Annotated in this window: 14 protein-coding genes; 7 read left to right on the top strand and 7 right to left on the bottom strand. The window is 34.9% G+C overall.

The annotated features are described in order from the left end of the window. Nucleotides 1-236 precede the first annotated feature (236 nt). On the top strand, nucleotides 237-851 hold the full coding sequence (locus tag BA768_RS09635; RefSeq protein ID WP_065720554.1) for a 4'-phosphopantetheinyl transferase family protein: 615 nt from the start codon (nucleotides 237-239) through the stop codon (nucleotides 849-851). Here the strand turns inward: BA768_RS09635 and BA768_RS09630 are convergent. The 3 genes from BA768_RS09630 to porU all read right to left on the bottom strand — a co-directional run bounded on the left by BA768_RS09630 (nucleotide 832) and on the right by porU (nucleotide 8,383). Further along, nucleotides 832-3,093, bottom strand: a complete 2,262-nt coding sequence (locus tag BA768_RS09630) for an FUSC family protein (RefSeq protein WP_065720553.1) — start codon at nucleotides 3,091-3,093, stop codon at nucleotides 832-834. The genes BA768_RS09635 and BA768_RS09630 overlap by 20 nt on opposite strands. Before the next feature lie 167 nt (nucleotides 3,094-3,260). Then, a complete protein-coding gene (gene porV / locus BA768_RS09625; protein WP_034674352.1) occupies nucleotides 3,261-4,427 on the bottom strand; it encodes a type IX secretion system outer membrane channel protein PorV in 1,167 nt (388 codons plus the stop codon). Nucleotides 4,428-4,483: 56 nt separating this feature from the next. Continuing rightward, nucleotides 4,484-8,383, bottom strand: a complete 3,900-nt coding sequence (porU, locus tag BA768_RS09620) for a type IX secretion system sortase PorU (RefSeq protein ID WP_065720552.1) — start codon at nucleotides 8,381-8,383, stop codon at nucleotides 4,484-4,486. Between the two features lie 165 nt (nucleotides 8,384-8,548). Between porU and gldJ the strand changes: the two genes are divergently transcribed. Both gldJ and BA768_RS09610 read left to right on the top strand, forming a co-directional pair. Continuing rightward, complete coding sequence (gldJ, locus tag BA768_RS09615; protein WP_034674356.1) at nucleotides 8,549-10,150, top strand: gliding motility lipoprotein GldJ; 1,602 nt, start codon at nucleotides 8,549-8,551, stop codon at nucleotides 10,148-10,150. 149 nt (nucleotides 10,151-10,299) lie between these two features. Continuing rightward, entirely contained in the window at nucleotides 10,300-11,571 is a 1,272-nt protein-coding gene (locus BA768_RS09610) for a UDP-N-acetylmuramoyl-tripeptide--D-alanyl-D-alanine ligase (protein ID WP_065720551.1), read from the top strand. Here BA768_RS09610 and BA768_RS09605 read toward each other — a convergent pair. Next, nucleotides 11,564-12,175 (bottom strand): NUDIX hydrolase, encoded by a 612-nt coding sequence (locus BA768_RS09605; RefSeq protein ID WP_065720550.1) that lies wholly within the window; start codon nucleotides 12,173-12,175, stop codon nucleotides 11,564-11,566. The two genes, BA768_RS09610 and BA768_RS09605, sit on opposite strands and share 8 nt — an antisense overlap. 29 nt (nucleotides 12,176-12,204) lie before the next feature. Here BA768_RS09605 and BA768_RS09600 point away from each other — a divergent pair, with 29 nt between their 5' ends. Beyond that, nucleotides 12,205-12,594 (top strand): hypothetical protein, encoded by a 390-nt coding sequence (locus tag BA768_RS09600; RefSeq protein ID WP_034674362.1) that lies wholly within the window; start codon nucleotides 12,205-12,207, stop codon nucleotides 12,592-12,594. A gap of 29 nt (nucleotides 12,595-12,623) precedes the next feature. Here BA768_RS09600 and BA768_RS09595 read toward each other — a convergent pair whose 3' ends face one another. From BA768_RS09595 to BA768_RS09585, 3 genes are read right to left on the bottom strand one after another with little or no spacing between them, the layout of a single operon-like run. Beyond that, a complete protein-coding gene (locus BA768_RS09595) occupies nucleotides 12,624-13,673 on the bottom strand; it encodes an anhydro-N-acetylmuramic acid kinase (protein ID WP_065720549.1) in 1,050 nt (349 codons plus the stop codon). A 3-nt stretch (nucleotides 13,674-13,676) separates the two neighbouring features. Further along, the gene (gene lptC / locus BA768_RS09590) at nucleotides 13,677-14,273 is read right to left on the bottom strand and encodes an LPS export ABC transporter periplasmic protein LptC (RefSeq protein WP_065720548.1); all 597 of its coding nucleotides are present in this window, start codon (nucleotides 14,271-14,273) and stop codon (nucleotides 13,677-13,679) included. Between the two features lie 2 nt (nucleotides 14,274-14,275). Then, complete coding sequence (locus tag BA768_RS09585; RefSeq protein WP_034674368.1) at nucleotides 14,276-15,550, bottom strand: membrane protein; 1,275 nt, start codon at nucleotides 15,548-15,550, stop codon at nucleotides 14,276-14,278. Nucleotides 15,551-15,800: 250 nt separating this feature from the next. On the opposite strand from BA768_RS09585, the gene BA768_RS09580 reads away from it, so the two are divergent. The 3 genes from BA768_RS09580 to BA768_RS09570 all read left to right on the top strand — a co-directional run bounded on the left by BA768_RS09580 (nucleotide 15,801) and on the right by BA768_RS09570 (nucleotide 19,013). After that, nucleotides 15,801-16,919: an ATP-binding protein gene (locus BA768_RS09580; protein ID WP_065720547.1), complete on the top strand. Its 1,119-nt coding sequence runs from the start codon at nucleotides 15,801-15,803 to the stop codon at nucleotides 16,917-16,919. Nucleotides 16,920-17,089: 170 nt separating this feature from the next. Further along, nucleotides 17,090-17,716: a TetR/AcrR family transcriptional regulator gene (locus tag BA768_RS09575; protein ID WP_065720546.1), complete on the top strand. Its 627-nt coding sequence runs from the start codon at nucleotides 17,090-17,092 to the stop codon at nucleotides 17,714-17,716. Beyond that, the gene (locus tag BA768_RS09570) at nucleotides 17,700-19,013 is read left to right on the top strand and encodes a TolC family protein (protein ID WP_065720545.1); all 1,314 of its coding nucleotides are present in this window, start codon (nucleotides 17,700-17,702) and stop codon (nucleotides 19,011-19,013) included. The genes BA768_RS09575 and BA768_RS09570 overlap by 17 nt, the downstream gene beginning before the upstream one ends. Nucleotides 19,014-19,025 lie beyond the last annotated feature (12 nt).

The raw sequence follows: 19,025 nt of genomic DNA, 5'->3' as shown, positions 1-19,025 counted from the left end.
CTCTCAATTTTGTGAGAATAAAATCGTAAATTGCATCTAGGTTATTCATGAATGTATTTGATTGGTAGTCAATACAATTTACAAATTTTTGTAACATGAATAACTTTTTTTATAATGCACTACGGGTAATTTAAATAATAATATCACTTCAGAATTCGAATTGCAAAACTTCCATCACCCAGCTCCCATCTTCCAGCCAAAAATTTTTCACTATTTTTACTCAATAATTTAAACCGATGCCTCTTTACCGCGATTTTTCAGATGACAATGCTACGATTCTCGTATGGAAATACGATGAAACTGAAAATTTGGATATCAATACGCTTTTAGAGCCTGAAAATGCCGAAAAAGTAAAAGATTATCATCCGAAAAAATTGTTGGAGGTTTTGATGGTTCGTAAATTATTAAAGGGTTTAAAACCGCACTCAAAAATTCTATATAAAGAAAGAGAGCCATTTTTGTCTCCGAAAGATGCTGAAATTTCGATTACGCATTCTTTTCCTTTTGCAGCGATTGCGATTTCAAAAAATAAGATCGGAATTGATATTGAGAAATTTAATCCCAAAATTTTAAGGGTAATCGATAAATTCACCTATGAAAATGAGCGCGGATTTATTCCTTTTGATACGGAAGTTGTTTTTTATACGATTATCTGGAGTGTAAAAGAAAGCATGTATAAAATTCATCATTCGAAGCACTGGTCTCTGAAAAAACATTATGAAGTAAGACCTTTTGAATTAAAACATCTTCATTCTATAAAATGCAGGGTTCACGACGATAAAATTTCGGATGAACTAAAAGCGAGAGTTGAATTTTTCGACGAATATTGCTTTACGATTGTTGAGGAGTAATCTCTTCGTTTCTGTACTTTTCGATCACTTTTCGTTGTTCTTTTGCAACATCATAGATCAGTTCCAAAACATCGTGAATATTTTTAAGTTCCGTTAAATGAGAAATTTTATTCGGATCTCTTGTATCTAAATGTTCGTTTTCCATCAGTTCGGTTTTTCTTCGAAGGATCATATCTTCAATAGAAGAATCTTCTGGCTCAAGACGGCTGTCCATTCTCAAAGCTTCCGGGATTTTTTCTCCATTCAGAATTGCTGAGACCTGATTCATTTCAGACTCTATTTTTTTGCTCCAGCTTTCAGAATCAATTTCGGGATATTCGTGGTTGCTATTTGCATATTGCGATAACGAAGCGGTATAAGCAGTAATCAGATGAGAAGTTGCTACAAACTGATGCACGACTTCAAGTTTTTTCTGCTGATTTTTAGGATCAGAAATCATTCTCTGAAAATTATCGGAAAGATTGGCTAAAGAAATAATGGCGTTTTTCCGCTTTACTTTATAATCTTCCACATCGAAATTCTCATTCAGAAATTTAGACATCACACTATGAAAATAGGTAAGATTAGATTCTGCTGATTTTTTCATTAAATCTAAATTCTGCGTATGCTCCCAAACCGGAAGTACAATGTATGAAACCAGAAATGCAATGATTCCTGCAATAATGGTATCTACAATTCTGTCTTTAAAAATTACGTTTACATTTCCGGGATTCAGAAAATTAAAACTCATAAAGACATAAATCGTCATAAATAAAACCGCCCAGAAATATCTTCCCTTTAATAAGCTGAAACATAAAATCATGCTCAAAAGAAGAATCGCAAACAGAATTGCATTTACGTGAATGAAATGCAATAAAGCATAAGCAATCACCGCTCCGGCAACTGTCCCGAAAAACCGCAGAAAGTTCCGTTGTTTCGTTATAGAATAGGCTGGTTTTAAAATAGCGGTAATGGTAATTAAAATCCAATAGGTATGACCAATTTCTACAAACGGAAGCAAAGAAACCAGATAACCTAATAAAAGCGCAACGGTAATTCTTATCGCGTGGCGAAAATGTGATGAAGAAAGAGAAATATTGCTTTTTAAAACCTTAAAATTGATTTTCTGTTCATTAGGCATGAATTTTTTCAAATCCAAACCTGTGGAAAGACTTTTTGCCAATCTCACATTCTGAGAAAATACCTTATAAATCTCATTGATTTCCTTTGTAATTTCGTTGATGCGCATCATGATTTGTCGTAAAATCATGAAGTTCTCAAGGTTGTCGGGCGTCATTTGTCTGTTTCTCAGTTCGAAATAATGAACATTAAGTTCATGCTCCCGATCATGAAGATTGAAAATCGGTCTTGCACGAGTACTGCTTTGCAGGGAAATTCCAATGTTGGCAATTTCCTCGGAAAGAATATTCAGGTAATCATGTATTTTAACTAAAATTTCGGTGTCTTCAAAACTTTGCTGAAGTTTTTTGTAATCACTTTCAGAAGTCATGAGCTTTTCATGAAGATCCATCGAATTAAGAAACATCAACATCAATAATCGGCTGATTGTTGTTGATTCATTAACGATTGTTCTTGTTTTAAAAACAGTTTCACGGGTTTCTTCCTGCAGATTTTTTATTTCGATCTGCTTGGCAATGACCTGTAGACTAAGTTTGTCGAAATCCGGGTTTTTCTGATAATAATTCGCTTTAATTCTAAGAAATTCTGAGAGCTGAAGATAATTTTCACCAATCATCTGACTGGCGAGTTTATACGGTTGTATTGTGGTTACAATCAGGAAAATTAATAAAAACCAAATGCAGCCTGCTGCGAAAATAACAAGGCTTTTAAGAATATTTGCACCTGTTAAATGTCCGTCAATAAATATGGCTAAAACCACTAAGGCTAAAGAACCAACTGCCGCCAATCTTTGTCCGTATACTCCAATCAGGGAAAAAAACATTCCGAATATAACAATTTCTAAAAGAACAAGCGGAATTATTCCTTTGACTAAACTTGCAATCAATGCAACAACCACAAAGCAGAAGATGGCAAAAGTCAGTGAATTTCTGCGTCTGATGAACGGTCCCGGCTGATCGGTTAAGGCCACAAAGCTGGTTCCCAAAGGAAAAAGAAAGTATTCTTTCAGGATTCCGAAGTAGGAGAGAACTAAACACGGGATCACCGTTGCCAATGTAATTCTGATGGAAGAATAAACATATTGGCTGGTAACGATTTTTTTAAGCTCCGAAGAATAGTTCATACTGCAAAAATAGGGGTTATATGTGAATTGTCAGTTTTACTTCGTAAGTGAATTGTGAATTTTTATTTAATATTTATCAAAATGTCTATAGAGATTTATTCAAAATTATAGAAAATAAAAAAAGCCTCATAAAAATGAGACTTTTCAAAACTTTTATATGATGTTTTTTAATAATCTACATTAGATGTTTCATCACCGATGTTCCAGGTAAGACCGAAACGAAGAGTGTTATCCAAAGCAGTATTAATTTTAGACATATTGATCAGGTAAGAAACATCAAGACCGAAAGAACGGTATTTCAAACCGATACCTGCTGTTGCAAACTGTCTTGCTCCCTGCTCTTCACTTTCGTGGAAATAACCTGTTCTTACAGAGAATGCATTGTCATAAGAATATTCTAATGCACCACTCATCATGATTGAATTAGGATTTTTGAATGATTTTCCGATTCCTGACATTACCCCAACGTTTGGTACAGCGTAGATCGGCTGTCTTGTATTCGGGTCTGTACCTACAAATTCTGACCCAGGTACTAAGATTTTAGAACCTTCCACAGAAATTCCTACTCTGTTCATATCGTCAAGATACATATCGTATCCAACCCCTAATCTTGCCATTGTAGGAAGGTAAGATCTTGAATTTTCGTCACCTGTATAATCTAATTTAGGACCTAAATTGCTGACTGCAAAACCGGCATTTACTTTACCATCCATACCTCCGATACTTGAGAATCTTGGTGATGTATAGTAACCGGAAACGTCTACTGCAAATGTGTTTGCAGGCTTAAGGGTAGTATCTGTGTTGAATCCTCCGGATAAATCTGAACGGATGAATCTACCAGTAACAGCCATTGAGTAAGAATCTGATAATTTCAGACCGTAAGCAACGTCGATTGAGAATTCGTTTGGTTTTGAAACCCCGTTTGAAGTAACGGTGTTGTCTACACCAAGCTCAGTAAGTTCTACTTCTCCCATATTGAAGTAATAGATACTCGCAGAGATGGTAGATCTTTCTTCCTGACCTAAGAATTTATGGAAAGCACCGTACAATAAAAATACATCATTGGTTAGTTTTCCCATATATGGAGTGTAGTTTAAACCTACAGAAGAACTTGTTCTGCTAAAAGGATATTTTGCCGCATTCCAGAATTGTGAGAAAGCATCAGGCGAAGTTACCACACCCTGATCCCCCATACCTCCTGATCTTGCATCTGGTGCGATTCTAAGGAATGGAGCTCCGGTTAATACAGGTCTTACCTGACTCAAATCTTGTGCGTAGCCTAAAAACCCAGCACTCAAACCAATCCCTAAAAGCAGTTTAGTAGTTAAATTCATATGTTGTCTTTTATATATTATCAGTTTTTTATTGATAGTCCTATTTAATTATTTATTTACTTCAAAAGTACCATTTTTTCTACAGCTGTAGCACTACCTTTGCATTTTTCTTGATTTTGACTTTTTGCAAATATCTTAAAAATATACGTACCTTTTGCAACTGTGTCACCAAAATCGTCTTTTCCGTCCCATTCTATTGCCTGACGTGGCGTTCTAAAGCCCTGTAGGAACGGTTCTGCGACTACAACATTTGTTAAAGTTCTTACCAGTTTTCCTGTAATGGTGTAAATCTGAACGTTTACATCCAAAATATCATCACAATTATGTTCAAACTGAACGTACGTCTTATTGGTGAAAGGATTTGGCCAGTTTAGCGGTCTGTTGATAATCAGATGCTGATCGGCTTCGTCTTTAACCTCAAAGTTTAACGTTTCGCTTGTTGAATTATTGTTTATGTCCCAAACTTTAAATGTTAATTGATGTTGTCCTAATGCAAGGTTTCTGAAAGGGTAAGATACATTTCCTTTCTGATAGTCTGCTAAAGCAGGATTTAAACATCCATTTCCTTCCCCTGAAGAGAAGAAGTCATTTAAAACGACTGTGTTAATAATTTGTCCGTCCAAATATACAGTAATATCGTGACCAATACCAGAACCTGTTGAATTTATTCCGGTATCATCCGTTAAACAAGCCAAAAGCATAGGATTCTGATCTGTGATTCCACCGTTTGCGAAATTGGTATTGTTCATGTAAAGTTTCACCTTCGGCGGTTCGTTATCATTAATTCCGTTAGGATTAAGATCACCAACTCTTACCGTCTGATTGTTGAATACATCAATAGATTTGTTATCTGCATATCCTAAAATTCGACCATCTCCTACAGCATAGTTGATGTCTTTCGGTACGTAAAATTCAACAGTAAAGACTCCGTTTACAGCAGTTCCTGAAGCTTTTACAATGGCGCTTCCTTCTTCTGTATATTGTAGTTGCGGAGTAAGACCTCCGTCATTATTTAATGTGGTTTTGTTTAATCTTTTATCAAAAATATTAATAACAACCCTTCCGTTAAATGTTGTATTTACAGTTCCGTTTGGATTATTAATATGACCAGTTACTTTCACGAAATCTAATCCTCTGATCAATCCCGGAACCGGAGATTCTATATTATCGATCACCAATAATCTTTGCGGTCTGCTTAGTTTCATTGCCGGATCTCCCAAAACATTTACTTTTAAATGGTTTGAATCTCCCGGTCTTAATTTTTTTGCATTTAAATGGGCATTCCCGATGGTATTGAAATCGTCACCGGTCATTCTAAACATTTCTTTTGTATAAAGATCAGTAAACAATTCACCATATGAAACACTTACAGCTCTGCTTGAGGTAATCATCGCAGCCGGACCTCCTTGTTTTAGTTTGATGAATTGCTCGCCTGCCGAAAAAGTAGAAGGCTCATCCCACAGTGTAAATTCACAGGTAATGGTTGAAACAAATGGAAATCTGCTGTAGACATTAGAGAAATTATTAGAGTTTTGAATTTCATCTGTTGTTAAAACTCTTTCCTGAGCCCATCCGTTAATACCTCCATGCCCGAAATAGAAAAGATAAAGACTGTTACCAATATCATTTGATATTGCCTGATTTACCTGAGGATACCTTTGACCACCTGCCGTACTTTGTGCCTGAAAAGCATCCAGATACAATTTTCTTACATTGTATTCTTTAAGATCAGTAACAGCCGGAATTTCAAATGTATTTACCAATGAATTGTTCATGGTATTATGAAAAGGTGTACCGTTGTCTCTGTCATCATCCACTATAAAATCAAGCTTCATTCTCCATTCTCCAAATGGGGTCGATTGTCCCGGTAAAGAATTATAATAAGCCAATGTTTTGTCAATCATATTGGCTGCTTCGGTAGGATTTGCAGCAGGCAATCTGCCTATTGGTAGCGCAGGAAGATTGTTATATAAATATTCTGATGTCTGAGGGAATGTCATGACAATATAATCATCAGTCACATATGAACCCACAAAGTCTGTTGATTCCTCACTTTGATAACTTGAAACAATGTTAGAATTATTAGAAATTCTGTTTTTGTAATCGTAAGAAGTGTCACCCAAAATAAAAACATATTTCAAAGTTCCAGAAGGCGTATTGAGTTTGGTAATAAAATCTCTTATGGCAGTAATGTCTCTGCTTCCACTTCCAAACTCGTTATAAATTTTATCAGTATCTACAATCTGAACATTATAATTGTTTTTTGTCTGATGATAATTGGCAATTCTCTGAGCCTGAGACATAAATGGAGGAGTAGTAATGATCAGATAATCTACATTTTGCAATGCAGAAAGATTCTGGTTGGCAATTCTTCCTACAAATTGCGGAGAAAATGCCGCATCTGCTCTGAAAGCAACAAATTCATTATTGAAATTAGGATTAGAAGCTGCATACCCAAAGTTAAAACTTCCGCTTCCGGCAGCTTTATTTACCCTTCTGTTAGCATTGGTAATATCGGTAACATCCCAAATCTGCTCCATATTTCCTGTGTTTGAAACACTGAAGCCATACTGTGTTCCAGTTCCTGTTGCCAGAGAAAAATCTCTGAAGTTCATTTGCGAACCATTGTATTTCAGGTCTTCTTTATATTGTACTTCCACATAATCCAGGTAAAATGTACCATTAGGATTTGTTGAAATGTCTGGTTTGTAATTAATCGTAATCTGATTTCCCGAAAGATTGTTGATAACTCCGGTATATTGAACAGGATAAAAATCAGGGAGAGGGTTGAGTCCTGTTGATACAAGAACACGAGAATCAGGATTTTGACCATTGATATTAAAATCAATTTTATTATTCTGTGATCTCCAAGCAACAGCATTTGTTCTGTAACGGATGACGTCTCCACTTTGTATCGGTGAATTAAGGTTAAATGTAACAGCTTTATCAGTAATAAAACTTTGATCTTCCACCCAAATTCGTCCAACTTTCACTAAGTTTCTCTCATCTTTATTGATAACCTGATAGTCATCATATCTTGAAATGAGAGTTGTTGCAGGTAAATTTACATCAATATTCTGTACTCTTTTTCCTTCTCCTTTGTCAAAATTGATATAATAATAAGAGAAATCTTCGTAAATATTCTTCAGATTTTCACTGCGGTCATTTCTGCCATCCGTTCTTTTAACACCATTTCCATTGGATTTATTGTAAAGATTATAACCATTTGGCCCCTGTGCATAAAAAAGTGCATAATCATTATCATTCCACACCCCATCATCTTCACCCACAACCTGTATAGCATTTTCCTGAAGAGCGCTGTATTTTATATCCTGATTAAATTCTGGCAGCATCACACCACCATTTCCATATATTCTGAAGTTTTTTGGGTTGATATTAGACGGGTTCATTCCATTGTCTTTCAGAAATTGGGTTGTTACCCTAAAAATACCTGATTTATCAACTTTAATTTTATAAAAAGTTCCACTAGAAAGCGGGTTTTGTGTTGTTCCAACTTTAGCGGCCGAAAAGTTTGAGGCTAAATTATTGGTTTCAGTAACATCAAAAGATGAGAGTCTTTGAACTTTCCCTTTTACATTCTTAAAAAGACCAACATGCACACTTGCATATCTTTCCCCCTCAGAATAATAGTAGTTGATATCTGCAATATCATAATCCTGAATTAAATTTTTATCTAAATCAAATAAATCCTTAGTAGATACCGTTTCCCATATTAGATTAGATACACGAAGCTGTTTTTCTCCTGCCTTTTGCTGATTAAATATAAAAATATTATTTTGGCTGTAAGAAAAACCTTCATTTTTAAAATTCGGAAGATTCACTTTTACATCACCATAATCTTGAATTTTGGCACCATCCCAGTTAATAGAAACTCGTTGAGCCCAAGAGATTGATATAAAAGCAAATACAAATAAGAGAGTTAATTTTAGTCTCATGTTTATGTCTGAAATTTCTGAATTACAAAATAAATGAAAATTTTATAATTAAATTGTGATACCATAAAATTAATTTGTTAAGATTTTTCAAAAAAATCAAATCTTTATTTGATTTATTGAATAATTTATTTTTTCTTTGTACTTTGAATAATATTTATATCGACTATGAAAAAACTAAAGTTGTTTTCATTAATAGCATTAAGTTCTACACTTGCATTAACCAGTTGTGGTGGTTCAGGCACTTCCGGAGGCGGCGGTACTAAAAAGTTTGTCAGCAAGACAGGTTGGAAACCAAACGAAAAACAGGGTTGGTTTTTTGCAGGAAAGCAACAGAAACAAAAAGGTTGGCCGGGGATGGTATATGTGGAAGGTGGAACTTTTACCATGGGATTAGTGAAAGATGATGTAATGCACGATTGGAATAACACGCCACGCAGAATGCAGGTGAGTTCATTCTTTATCGGTGAAACTGAGATTACTAACTACGAATACCGCGAATACCTTACATGGTTGAAGTATGTATTCCCACCTAGTGATCCTAGCTTCAAAGAAATATACAACGGTGCTTTGCCCGATACTTTATTGTGGGATAATAAATTATCTAGAAATGACCTGAATGAAACGTATTTCAGAGATCAGAACTACGATTATTATCCGGTAGTAGGAGTTTCTTGGACTCAGGCAAACAGATACTGCGAATGGTTGACAGACAGAGCGAACGAAAAAGCTTTGATGCAGGCAGGTATTATTGCAAAAGATTTGTACATCAACGAATCAAACAATCAAGGTGGAACTGCATTCAATATGGATAAATTCAAATCGAATGATCCGGAAATGCAAGGATATATCAATGAAAAAAGAATGCAGCAAAAAACAGGTATGAAAACTACCAACCAAAGACTTTTGGCTGCAAACGGATCTCCAAATTCAGGGTTAGTGACGAAATTCAGACTTCCTACAGAAGTTGAATGGGAATATGCTGCTCTTGGAATGGAGAAAAACAGAGAATACAACAATTATTTAGATAAGAAACCTCAGATCGACCTTCTTAGAGGTACTAAAGGTAAAAACAGAGGGATGATCCTTGAAAACTTCAAGCAAGGAAGAGGGGATTATTCAGGACCTGCAGGTTGGAAAAATGATGGTGCTGCTCAAACTTCAGACGTTAGACAGTTTCCTTCAAACAACATCGGTATCTATGGTATGTTTGGTAACGTTGCAGAATGGACTGCAGATGTGTACAGACCAATCATCGATGAAGAAGCAAGCGACTTCAATTACTACAGAGGAAATATGCCTCAAGCTATCGTAAGAAACGGTGACGGTACTTACAAAATGGTAGAAGAAGGTTCAATGCAGTATGATACATTGGCAGACGGACGTTTGGTTTACAAAAACCTTCCGGGTCAGTTCGAAAGAAAGACAATTGCAGATTACAGAAACTATAGAGATGGTGACAGACAGTCTTCATTAGACTATAGAAACGCTAATGATTCTACAGCTTCTTACAACATGTACAATGCACCGGCTAAGAAATTTATCGTTGATGCAAACGGTAGAGTAGTAATGCAGAAAGATGCTAAAGACAGAACATCTGCAATCTCTAACGACATCAGAGTTGTAAAAGGTGGTTCTTGGCAAGATTCAGCTTATTGGTTGGATCCGGGACAAAGAAGATACAAAAATCAGTCAGCTGGTTATGGTTGGGTTGGTTTCCGTGTAGCTCAGGATGCTAGAGTAAACGACAAATCTAGAACGAGAAGATAATATTTATCAAAATACTTAAAAAAAACCTCCCGAATCTACGGGAGGTTTTTTATTTTTGAATGCTGAAAATATTGTGAAAATAATTAGCTTTTAAGCAACTTCCATGACTTATATTCAGACAAATTAAGAAAAATAATACCCGTTTTTACATGAATACAGAACAGTTTTATCCTCTATACCTTAAAGCAAATAAAGTAACGATCGACAGCAGAAAAATTGCCAAAAATGATATTTTCTTTGCCTTTTCAGGAGAAAATTTCGATGCTGCAACCGTAGCAGAAAAAGCGATCGATCAGGGAGCACTGGCTGTAATTGTTGAAAATAAAGAGTTTGAAAATTCAGAAAAAAATATTTTCTACGTTCGGTCAACGCTTGAGTTTTTACAGCAACTGGCTGTTCATCACAGAAATCAATTAAATATTCCGGTTATCGGTCTTACAGGAAGTAACGGGAAAACGACTACCAAAGAACTTATTCATGCAGTACTTTCGGAAAAGTATAATGTTCAGTACACCTTTGGTAATTTAAATAATCATATTGGTGTTCCTTTGACGCTGCTTTCTATAAAACCTGAACATGAAATGGCAGTGATCGAAATGGGAGCCAATCATCAGAAAGAAATTGAACTTTTATCTCATATTGCAAAACCTAATTTCGGATATATTACCAATTTCGGGAAAGCACATTTAGAAGGTTTTGGCGGTTTTGAAGGAGTTATTAAAGGCAAATCCGAATTGTATGATTATCTTAAAGCGCATCAGCAAACGATTGTTATTAATGAAAATGATCCGATTCAGGTTGAGAAAACACAAAACTATTCCAACAAAATTACTTTTGGAAAAGAAAGTTCAGATTATCAGTTTGAACTATTTTCATCCGATCATTTTGTAGGTTTAAAATATCAGAATGAAAAGGCTTTATCTAAACTTACAGGGGATTATAATTTTACTAATCTTTGCGCAGCAGTAAGCTTCGGCCTTCACTTTAGTGTTGATTTCAATAAAATTAAATCTGCCATAGAGAATTATACGCCGACCAATATGCGTTCTCAGATTGTGAAGAAAGAGGGGAAGACATTAGTTTTAGATACTTATAATGCAAACCCAAGTTCTATGTCGGCTTCATTGAATAATTTTATCACATTTGAAGGCTCAAAAACCATCATCATAGGTGATATGCTTGAGTTGGGAGATGAGAGCAAAAAAGAGCACCAAAACATCCTTGAAATGGCTCAGAAATTAGGCTTTAACGAAATCATTACGGTAGGAAAACAGTTTAAAAATGTTAACGCTATTTCTAAAGCATTTGAAAAAACAGATGATCTGATCGAATATCTGAAAGAAAATAAAATTCTCTCAGATCATATTCTTCTTAAAGCTTCACGCGGAATTTCTCTGGAAAAAGCAATCGATTTTATTTAGATTTCGAATCCCAGAATTCTTTAATAATCAGTTCTATATTTTTGAACGTGCTTGGGAAAACTTCGTCTTTTATCTGAGAGGTATTTTTCCAGGCAACTTCAGTTATTCCTTCTTCAATCTGAGGTTTGGAGGTATCTTCGCCATCAAAAAACATTTCAAACCAATGGGTGTATTTCAGCACACGATCTCCATTTCTTTCGATGTAAATATGATAGGTGGTGTTGATGAAATCTTTTAATTCCACATTCATCAATCCGGTTTCTTCCTCGATTTCCCTTACCGCAGATTCTTCACGCGATTCTCCTTTTTCCATCTTACCTTTCGGAAGATCCCATTTCCCGAGTCTTTTAATAAAAAGAGTATCTCCATTTGGCTTATTCACAATTCCGCCGGCTGCTTCAATGATTCTGAAAAGCTTTCTGAATTCAGACCAAATTTCATCAATCTGTTCATCAAAAACATTCAGTTCCGAGGTTGAAGTATTCTGTAAAAGATCAAGCGCAATTTCTAAAGTTGTGAAACTTTCATATTTTAAGGTTTTCTCTAAGTTTTCAGGGTGCTTAGATATCAATAATTTTTTTTCGTTCACAAAAACTTTATACATTTGTAGTAATTTAAATACAAAAATAAAAAATGAATTTAGAAGGACGAAAAATTATTGTCAATAAATCATCTAAAGATTTGTCTGAGCTGCTGAAATCTCCTGAAAATTATAAAGAATTTATGCCGGATGGTCTTCAGAAGTTTGAAACGAGAGAAGACGGTTTCAAATTCGGACTTCAGGGAATGCCCGAAATTGCATTAAAAATTGATGAAGTAACCGATGAAAAGGCAGTTTTGAAATCCGCCAGCTCAAGTTTAGATTTTGCTCTTACAGCAACTTTAAAACCGCTGAATGAGAATCAGACTGAAGTTCAGATGCTTTTTGAAGGAAAATTTAATCCTTTCATTAAAATGATGGTAGAAAAGCCGCTTCAGAATTTCATCAATACACTTACAGATAAGATCGAAGCTTATAAATAAAACAAAAACCTTCAGAAATGAAGGTTTTTTTATGCGATAATTCCTGAGCTGTGATCGTGTAAGCTTCCCGTTGCAGATGCAATAATGTTTATCTCATCGTTCCATCTCAAAACTCCCATAAAAGCAAATATCAAGGCTTCTTTGAAATCGATGATTTGTTTTTCGGGAATAATGATTTCGGATTCGGTTTTAGTTTTGATTCTTTCAATCAGATATTGATTGTAAGTTCCGCCTCCGGTAAACAATACTTTTTTGAGCTGATTTTTATTTAATATTTTTGAAATCTGTTCAGCCGTGTGTTCTGTAAATGTTGCTAAAACATCCAAAGCTTCTATTCCTGAAAATAAAGGATATACATTTTCATTGCACCATTCAATGCCCAATGATTTTGGATGCGATAGATTGTAAAATTCTAGAGAATTTAATTTTGCTAATATGTCTTGATTAATGTTTCCTTTCCTGGCTAAATCACCATTTTCATCGTAATTCTGATTGAAATTCTGCGCCAGATTATTCAGAACAATATTTAAAGGAGCAATGTCAAAAGCAATTCTTTTGTTGTTTATTTTAAATGAAATATTAGAAAATCCTCCCAAATTAAGACAGGCGTCATACTCTGAAAAAAGCATTTCATCACCGATCGGAACGAGAGGCGCACCATTTCCGCCCAGCAAAACATCCTGAGAACGGAAGTCGTAAATAACAGGAATTTCCGTCACTGTTTTTATAGCTCTTCCGTCACCAATCTGAAGGGTGAATTTTCTTTGTGGCTGATGAAAAACGGTATGACCGTGAGAGGCAATCAGATCAATTTTTTCAAGTTGATTGTTTTCAATAAAATCCCTGACAGCTTTACCTAAATAAAAGCCATAATCAGAATTTAAAGCTAATAAATCCTGTGAAGAAAGGTGTATTGAATTCCTTAACTGATCTTCTAAATCTTTAGGATAGGCAAGTGTTTTGGCCTTTACTATTTTAAAATTCCATTTAGAATTTTCTTTCCAAAATTGAGCAAAACAAATATCCAGACCATCAAGACTGGTTCCGGACATCAGACCTATCGCTTTTAGAACAGTCATAATTTATGGTCTTGGTTGAGCAATCTGAGTTTTACTCACATCAAGATCCCCCGAATTATTGAAGAACTTGTATTCTGAGAAATCGTCTTTGGCTGTCATTCCGTTGGCATGAACCATTGTAGAACCATCTTCCATAGTGGCATAAACGGTATCACGTGTATAAATTCTTTTCTTATTCTGATCCCAAAAAACACTTTGCGTTGCAAATCTCTGACCTTCACTGGTTAAAATCTTTACATTTCCGCGTGCCTCATAAAACTTTTTATAGTCGTAGATTTTGGCAAAATTTGCAGTAATATTACCTGGATTTTTTGGTTTTTTCTTATCAAAAAATTCGATTCTCATTCCTTTTCTGGCAACGGTATATTGACTGTCGATCAACTCATATTTTTCAATAATAGGAGCGGTCGCCCTTAAGGTAATAAATCCTGAATCTCTCTGAATGATTACAGCATTATGAATAACCTGCGAAGGAAAATTTTTATTATCATTTCCGTTTAATTTGGTGAGGTCTTCTTCGCACGATGTCAGTATAAAAAATATAGCACAACTGAAAAGGTATGCTATATTTTTAAATGCTTTATGTGAAATTAAATTCATTATTAATTATAAAGATTCTTTCTGAACCATCTGTCAGCAAAATTGAAACCAATTTTTAGGTTGAAGAAGTTCTGATTAATCAGATTGTCTTTAAGCGTTCCTCTTTTCCCAAGTTCTAAACCGATTTCCAGACCGCTCATTCTGGTGATACTGCTGGTCTTGAAAGGTAGCATAACTCCTGCAGAAATACCAAATTTATTAATGCTGTTTCCTGCAAGCTCTATATTTCCTTTTTCATAAAAAGCTCCGTAACGGTAAACGATTCTTGAGAAATAACTTCTGAAGTTATTGTAATTTGGCAAATACCAACCTCCTGCAGAAATTCTGTAAGAATCTTTAAAATCGAATGAATTTCCGAAATAGCTTACAGATTCTCCTTTTTTATAATCAATCTGTCCGGAAACAAACCATTGGTTTTCACTTCCGTAACCAACTCCCACAGAAGCCTGTAACGGCAAAAGATTGTTGGAGCTTGTGCTTCTTTTTTCGATGATCGTTTCGTTTGCTTTTACATCTACATCACTGTAATAATAAGTACTGTTAACATATTCAGTCGTCATATTACTGGTGTTCCCGAAAGTGGCAGTTGCACCGATCGTCAATTTATGATCATTACGATCTACACTTTGGTAACTTGATCCCAATGTGAAATTGAAGTTTTTTATACTGTTTTTGGTTTCGTAACCGTTGATCAATTCTGCATTAGATGCCGTAAATTCATTAAGGTCGTAAAGGTTTCCGAAATAGAAATTAGCTCTTGCACCAAATGATAAATTTGAATTGACCTTATAAGAAACAGCAGCCTGAGCTGTATTCAGAGTTCCGCTTCCTTTGAATTTGTTTCCGTAAACATTTCCGTCACCTAAAGTTTCTGTATGAATGATCTCATAGCTCTTAGAACTATAAGGCTGATACAAAAGCCCCATTTTTATTTTTGATGAAATAGGAAAAGCGATCGAGATATTAGATAAATACGTAGAATGTTTTGTAGACTTCGTATTGTTGTAATCAGTTTTAAAGTAATTATTTTCGTTTGTTGCTTCAAGTTTGATGCTTGTCAGTTCAAAATTGTTATTGTTTGCAGGGTTTCCGAAATTAAAATTACTGCTGAAATCACTTATAAAAGCAGTCGAAATACCTCCCATAGAAGAGGTTTCAATCGTATTATCATATTTTACATCCCCAATTCCGTAAACTGCATAAGGAGAGTTGCTTAAGCTCTGTGCGTTCAGGAAATACCCCACCGAAATGAATGATAGTACAAAAATTTTTTTCATTCTAGATTTTTAAAATAATGCGCAAATATCTTAAATATTAATGAATTGTAAAAATTTACTGAGGTTAAAGTTTGTTAAGGGGGATTTTGTCGTGAATGGTCAATAGTGAATAGTGAATCAGCTTCGCTGTGAATTGTGAATTCTCATTATTCAATAAATATTAAATTGTTATGTGAAATTGACTATTAACTTGCGAAGCAAAATTAACGATTGACAAATTATCAGTTCCAAAAATTATTATCTTTGGTGCATGAAATGGGAAAACATTGCCGGACAGGAAAATCTTAAAAAATTACTGAAAGACAGCATCACCGAAAACAGAGTGAGCCACGCCCAGCTTTTCATCGGAAAAGAAGGTTATGGTACGATGCCACTGGTTTTAGCTTACGCAAGAGAGATTTTAAAAGGTGAAAACGAGCATGCAGCTTCAAAAGTTGAACATCTTAATCACCTCGATCTGCATTTCAGCTTTCCGGTTTTTACGGAAGGAAAAACGGCGGTGAGCAAAAACAGGTTTGATGATTTTCGTGAAATGATTCTTAATTCCGCTTATGCAAGTTTTGATGACTGGACTGCACATTTAGAATCCGAGAATAAACAATTCTTTATTTCTGCGGATGAAGTAGATGACCAAAACCAAAAGTTTGCTTTAAAAAGTTATGAAGGCGGAACAAAAATTCTCATTGTCTGGAGAGCAGATAAAATGAATGTTGCAGCATCCAATAAATTTCTGAAATTTTTGGAAGAACCGCCTGCGAAAACAATTATTCTTCTTACTGCAGAAAGCACAGACGATATTTTGCCGACAATCTTATCTAGAACTCAACTCATCGAAGTACCAAGAATTAATGATGAGGATATTGAAGCTTATCTAAAGAATAATTTTCAGGTTTCTGCAGAAAAAATAAGAGAAATTGTACATCAGGCGCAAGGAAATCTTAATGATGCCATTAATTTTTTAAACTCAGAAAACAAAAACCCGGAATTTGAAAAGTTATTTGTGCAATGGGTTCGCGATGCATTTATGGTGAAAAAGAAACCGGAATTTCTTAAAAATATCATTTTGTGGGCAAGAGAAATAGCAGGCTGGAACAGAGAAAAGCAAAAGAACTTCCTAAATTATGCTTCGGAGATTTTCAGATTGGCTTTGTTGCAGAATTATCAGTCGCAGGATTTGGTGTATAAAAAAATTGATGCGAATGGTTTCAATTGGGAAGGGTTTTCAAAATTCATCAGTGGTGCAAATATCATCAGTATTTTAGATGAAATAAATGATGCAGATCTACATTTAACAAGAAATGGAAATCCTAAAATTGTGTGGACTGATTTAGGAATAAAACTTTCAAGATATATTCATAAGAATTCTTAAAACTCTTTGTTATTGATTAATACAGGCGTTTTCATTCATTTGGAAACGTTTTTTTATTGATAAAGATTAAACATGAATTTTAATAAAAATTAAAAATAAATTAAAAATTCAATCAATCGTTTGATTTTATCAGAAAAGCATTGTACATTTGCACCCGAAAATTATTACATATGATTTCAAAAGAAGAAAATATATTATTTGCCGCTGAGAAACTTTTTGCCGAAAAAGGTTTTGAAGGAACTTCTACAAGAGAGATTTCGAAAGCCGCAAACGTAAATATTTCGATGATCTCTTATTATTTCGGTTCAAAAGAGAAACTTTATGAGAAATTGGTAGAATACAGAATGAATGAAGGGCAGTTTTTTTCTAAAGATATTTTGGAAAGAACTGATATTAATGAATGGGAGAAAATTGAAAAGATCGTAGACCAGTTTGCAGGAAGAGTAAGACATCACAAATGCTTTTACAGAATTATGCAGAGAGAGCAGCTGCATACAGAAAACCCACAGATTGTTCAGTTTTTGAAGGAAACTAAAATGAGTTTCATCTCAATGTATTCTAAAGTTTTGGAAAGTGGTATACAGAAAGGGATTTTCACTAAAAATCCACCCATTTATTTGTTGCATTCCACAGTAAGCGGAACTTTATTTTACGCATCCAATGCGAAGGAAATGTATAAAGAATTCCTTAATAATACCGATGATGAGGAGATTTTCGAAGAACAATATTACTCAGAACTTAATAAACATATTAAATATATACTAAAAGACCTTTTAGGTTATGAAGAGAATAAATAACTCAGTTATTGCATTATCCCTTCTCGCAGGAATGATGTACACTCATGCTCAGGAGAAAAAGCAATTAAGTCTTGACGAGGCGGTTCAGCTAGGCATCCAGAACAGCAAAAGTTTAAAAATTGATGCTGCCAAAATTGAAGAAGCAACGGCTGATCTTTTGGAAGCAAAAAACAGACAGCTTCCGGAGCTGAAAGTTTCGGGAAGCTATATGTATCTCCCGATTAAACCGACTATCGATTTGAAAATTCCGGGTGTTTCTTCAGCGGGCGGACCGGAAGTTCATCAGGTTGCATTTGGTTCGGCGAATTTAAGTGTTCCATTGTACAGTGGAGGTAGAATTAAATACGGAATTCAGTCGGCAAAATATTTGGTGGAAGCATCAAAATTAAGCTCAGAAAACGATAAAGTTGCGATTGCTTATAATGTTGCAGAAGCTTATAATAATTTATTCAAAGCCAATCAATCCATTAAAGTTTTAGAAGAAAATCTTACAGCTTCTCAGAAAAGAGACGAGACATTTTTAAAGCTGGAAAATAACGGAGTAATTGCAAGAAACGACCGTTTAAAAGCAAATCTTCAGACCTCAAATATTGAATTGCAGCTTTTAGAAGCAAAAAATAATTACAACATCGCCAATATCAATATGGATTTGCTTTTGGGACTTCCGGAATCTACGGAAATCGAAGTAGACCAAAATTACATTGGTGAATCTGATGAAGTAAAAACCGTTGACTTTTATCTGAATGAAGCAAGAGAAAACCGTAAAGATCTTCAGGCTTTAGACCAACAGAGAAAAGCGGCAGAATTGGGAACGAAATCGGCAAAAGCAGAAAATCTTCCTTCGATCGCTTTAACGGGTGGTTACGTTGCAGCCGATGTTCCGAAGTTTTTAACATTATATAATGCTGTAAACGTGGGAGTGGGGATATCTTACAACCTATCAAATCTCTGGAAAGAAAACTCTTCTTTAAAACAATCTAAAGCCAGAGAAATGCAATTGTCTGCAACCAATGAATTGCTTAATGATAATATCAAACTGGATGTAAACAGAGAATATCAAAACACAGATTACTCGAAAAAGAGAATTGCGGTATTTGAAAAATCTGCCGAACAAGCCAACGAAAATTACAGAATTACAAAAAATAAATACGACAACGGTTTGGCAACGATGACCGAACTTTTGGATGCAGATGCAGCACAGATTGCAGCAAATGTCGGTGTAATCAATGCCAAAGCAGATGCTTCTCTGGCGTACAGAAAACTATTACAAACTACAGGAACTTTAACAATTAAATAAAAACAGAACGAT

Origin of the sequence: Chryseobacterium sp. CBo1, assembly GCF_001693475.1 — a bacterium.
Classification (GTDB): domain Bacteria; phylum Bacteroidota; class Bacteroidia; order Flavobacteriales; family Weeksellaceae; genus Chryseobacterium; species Chryseobacterium formosense.
The sequence above is the reverse complement of the archived record's forward strand: the minus strand, read 5'-3'. Positions and strand labels throughout refer to the sequence as shown.

Excerpts from the sequence above, each read along its gene's own strand:
- BA768_RS09580 (WP_065720547.1), top strand. The coding sequence starts at position 15,801 with ATGAAATGGGAAAACATTGCCGGACAGGAAAATCTTAAAAAATTACTG.
- BA768_RS09605 (WP_065720550.1), bottom strand. The coding sequence starts at position 12,175 with ATGTATAAAGTTTTTGTGAACGAAAAAAAATTATTGATATCTAAGCAC.
- BA768_RS09585 (WP_034674368.1), bottom strand. The coding sequence starts at position 15,550 with ATGAAAAAAATTTTTGTACTATCATTCATTTCGGTGGGGTATTTCCTG.
- porV (WP_034674352.1), bottom strand. The coding sequence starts at position 4,427 with ATGAATTTAACTACTAAACTGCTTTTAGGGATTGGTTTGAGTGCTGGG.
- BA768_RS09610 (WP_065720551.1), top strand. The coding sequence starts at position 10,300 with ATGAATACAGAACAGTTTTATCCTCTATACCTTAAAGCAAATAAAGTA.
- gldJ (WP_034674356.1), top strand. The coding sequence starts at position 8,549 with ATGAAAAAACTAAAGTTGTTTTCATTAATAGCATTAAGTTCTACACTT.
- BA768_RS09575 (WP_065720546.1), top strand. The coding sequence starts at position 17,090 with ATGATTTCAAAAGAAGAAAATATATTATTTGCCGCTGAGAAACTTTTT.
- BA768_RS09595 (WP_065720549.1), bottom strand. The coding sequence starts at position 13,673 with ATGACTGTTCTAAAAGCGATAGGTCTGATGTCCGGAACCAGTCTTGAT.
- lptC (WP_065720548.1), bottom strand. The coding sequence starts at position 14,273 with ATGAATTTAATTTCACATAAAGCATTTAAAAATATAGCATACCTTTTC.
- BA768_RS09600 (WP_034674362.1), top strand. The coding sequence starts at position 12,205 with ATGAATTTAGAAGGACGAAAAATTATTGTCAATAAATCATCTAAAGAT.
- BA768_RS09635 (WP_065720554.1), top strand. The coding sequence starts at position 237 with ATGCCTCTTTACCGCGATTTTTCAGATGACAATGCTACGATTCTCGTA.
- porU (WP_065720552.1), bottom strand. The coding sequence starts at position 8,383 with ATGAGACTAAAATTAACTCTCTTATTTGTATTTGCTTTTATATCAATC.
- BA768_RS09570 (WP_065720545.1), top strand. The coding sequence starts at position 17,700 with ATGAAGAGAATAAATAACTCAGTTATTGCATTATCCCTTCTCGCAGGA.
- BA768_RS09630 (WP_065720553.1), bottom strand. The coding sequence starts at position 3,093 with ATGAACTATTCTTCGGAGCTTAAAAAAATCGTTACCAGCCAATATGTT.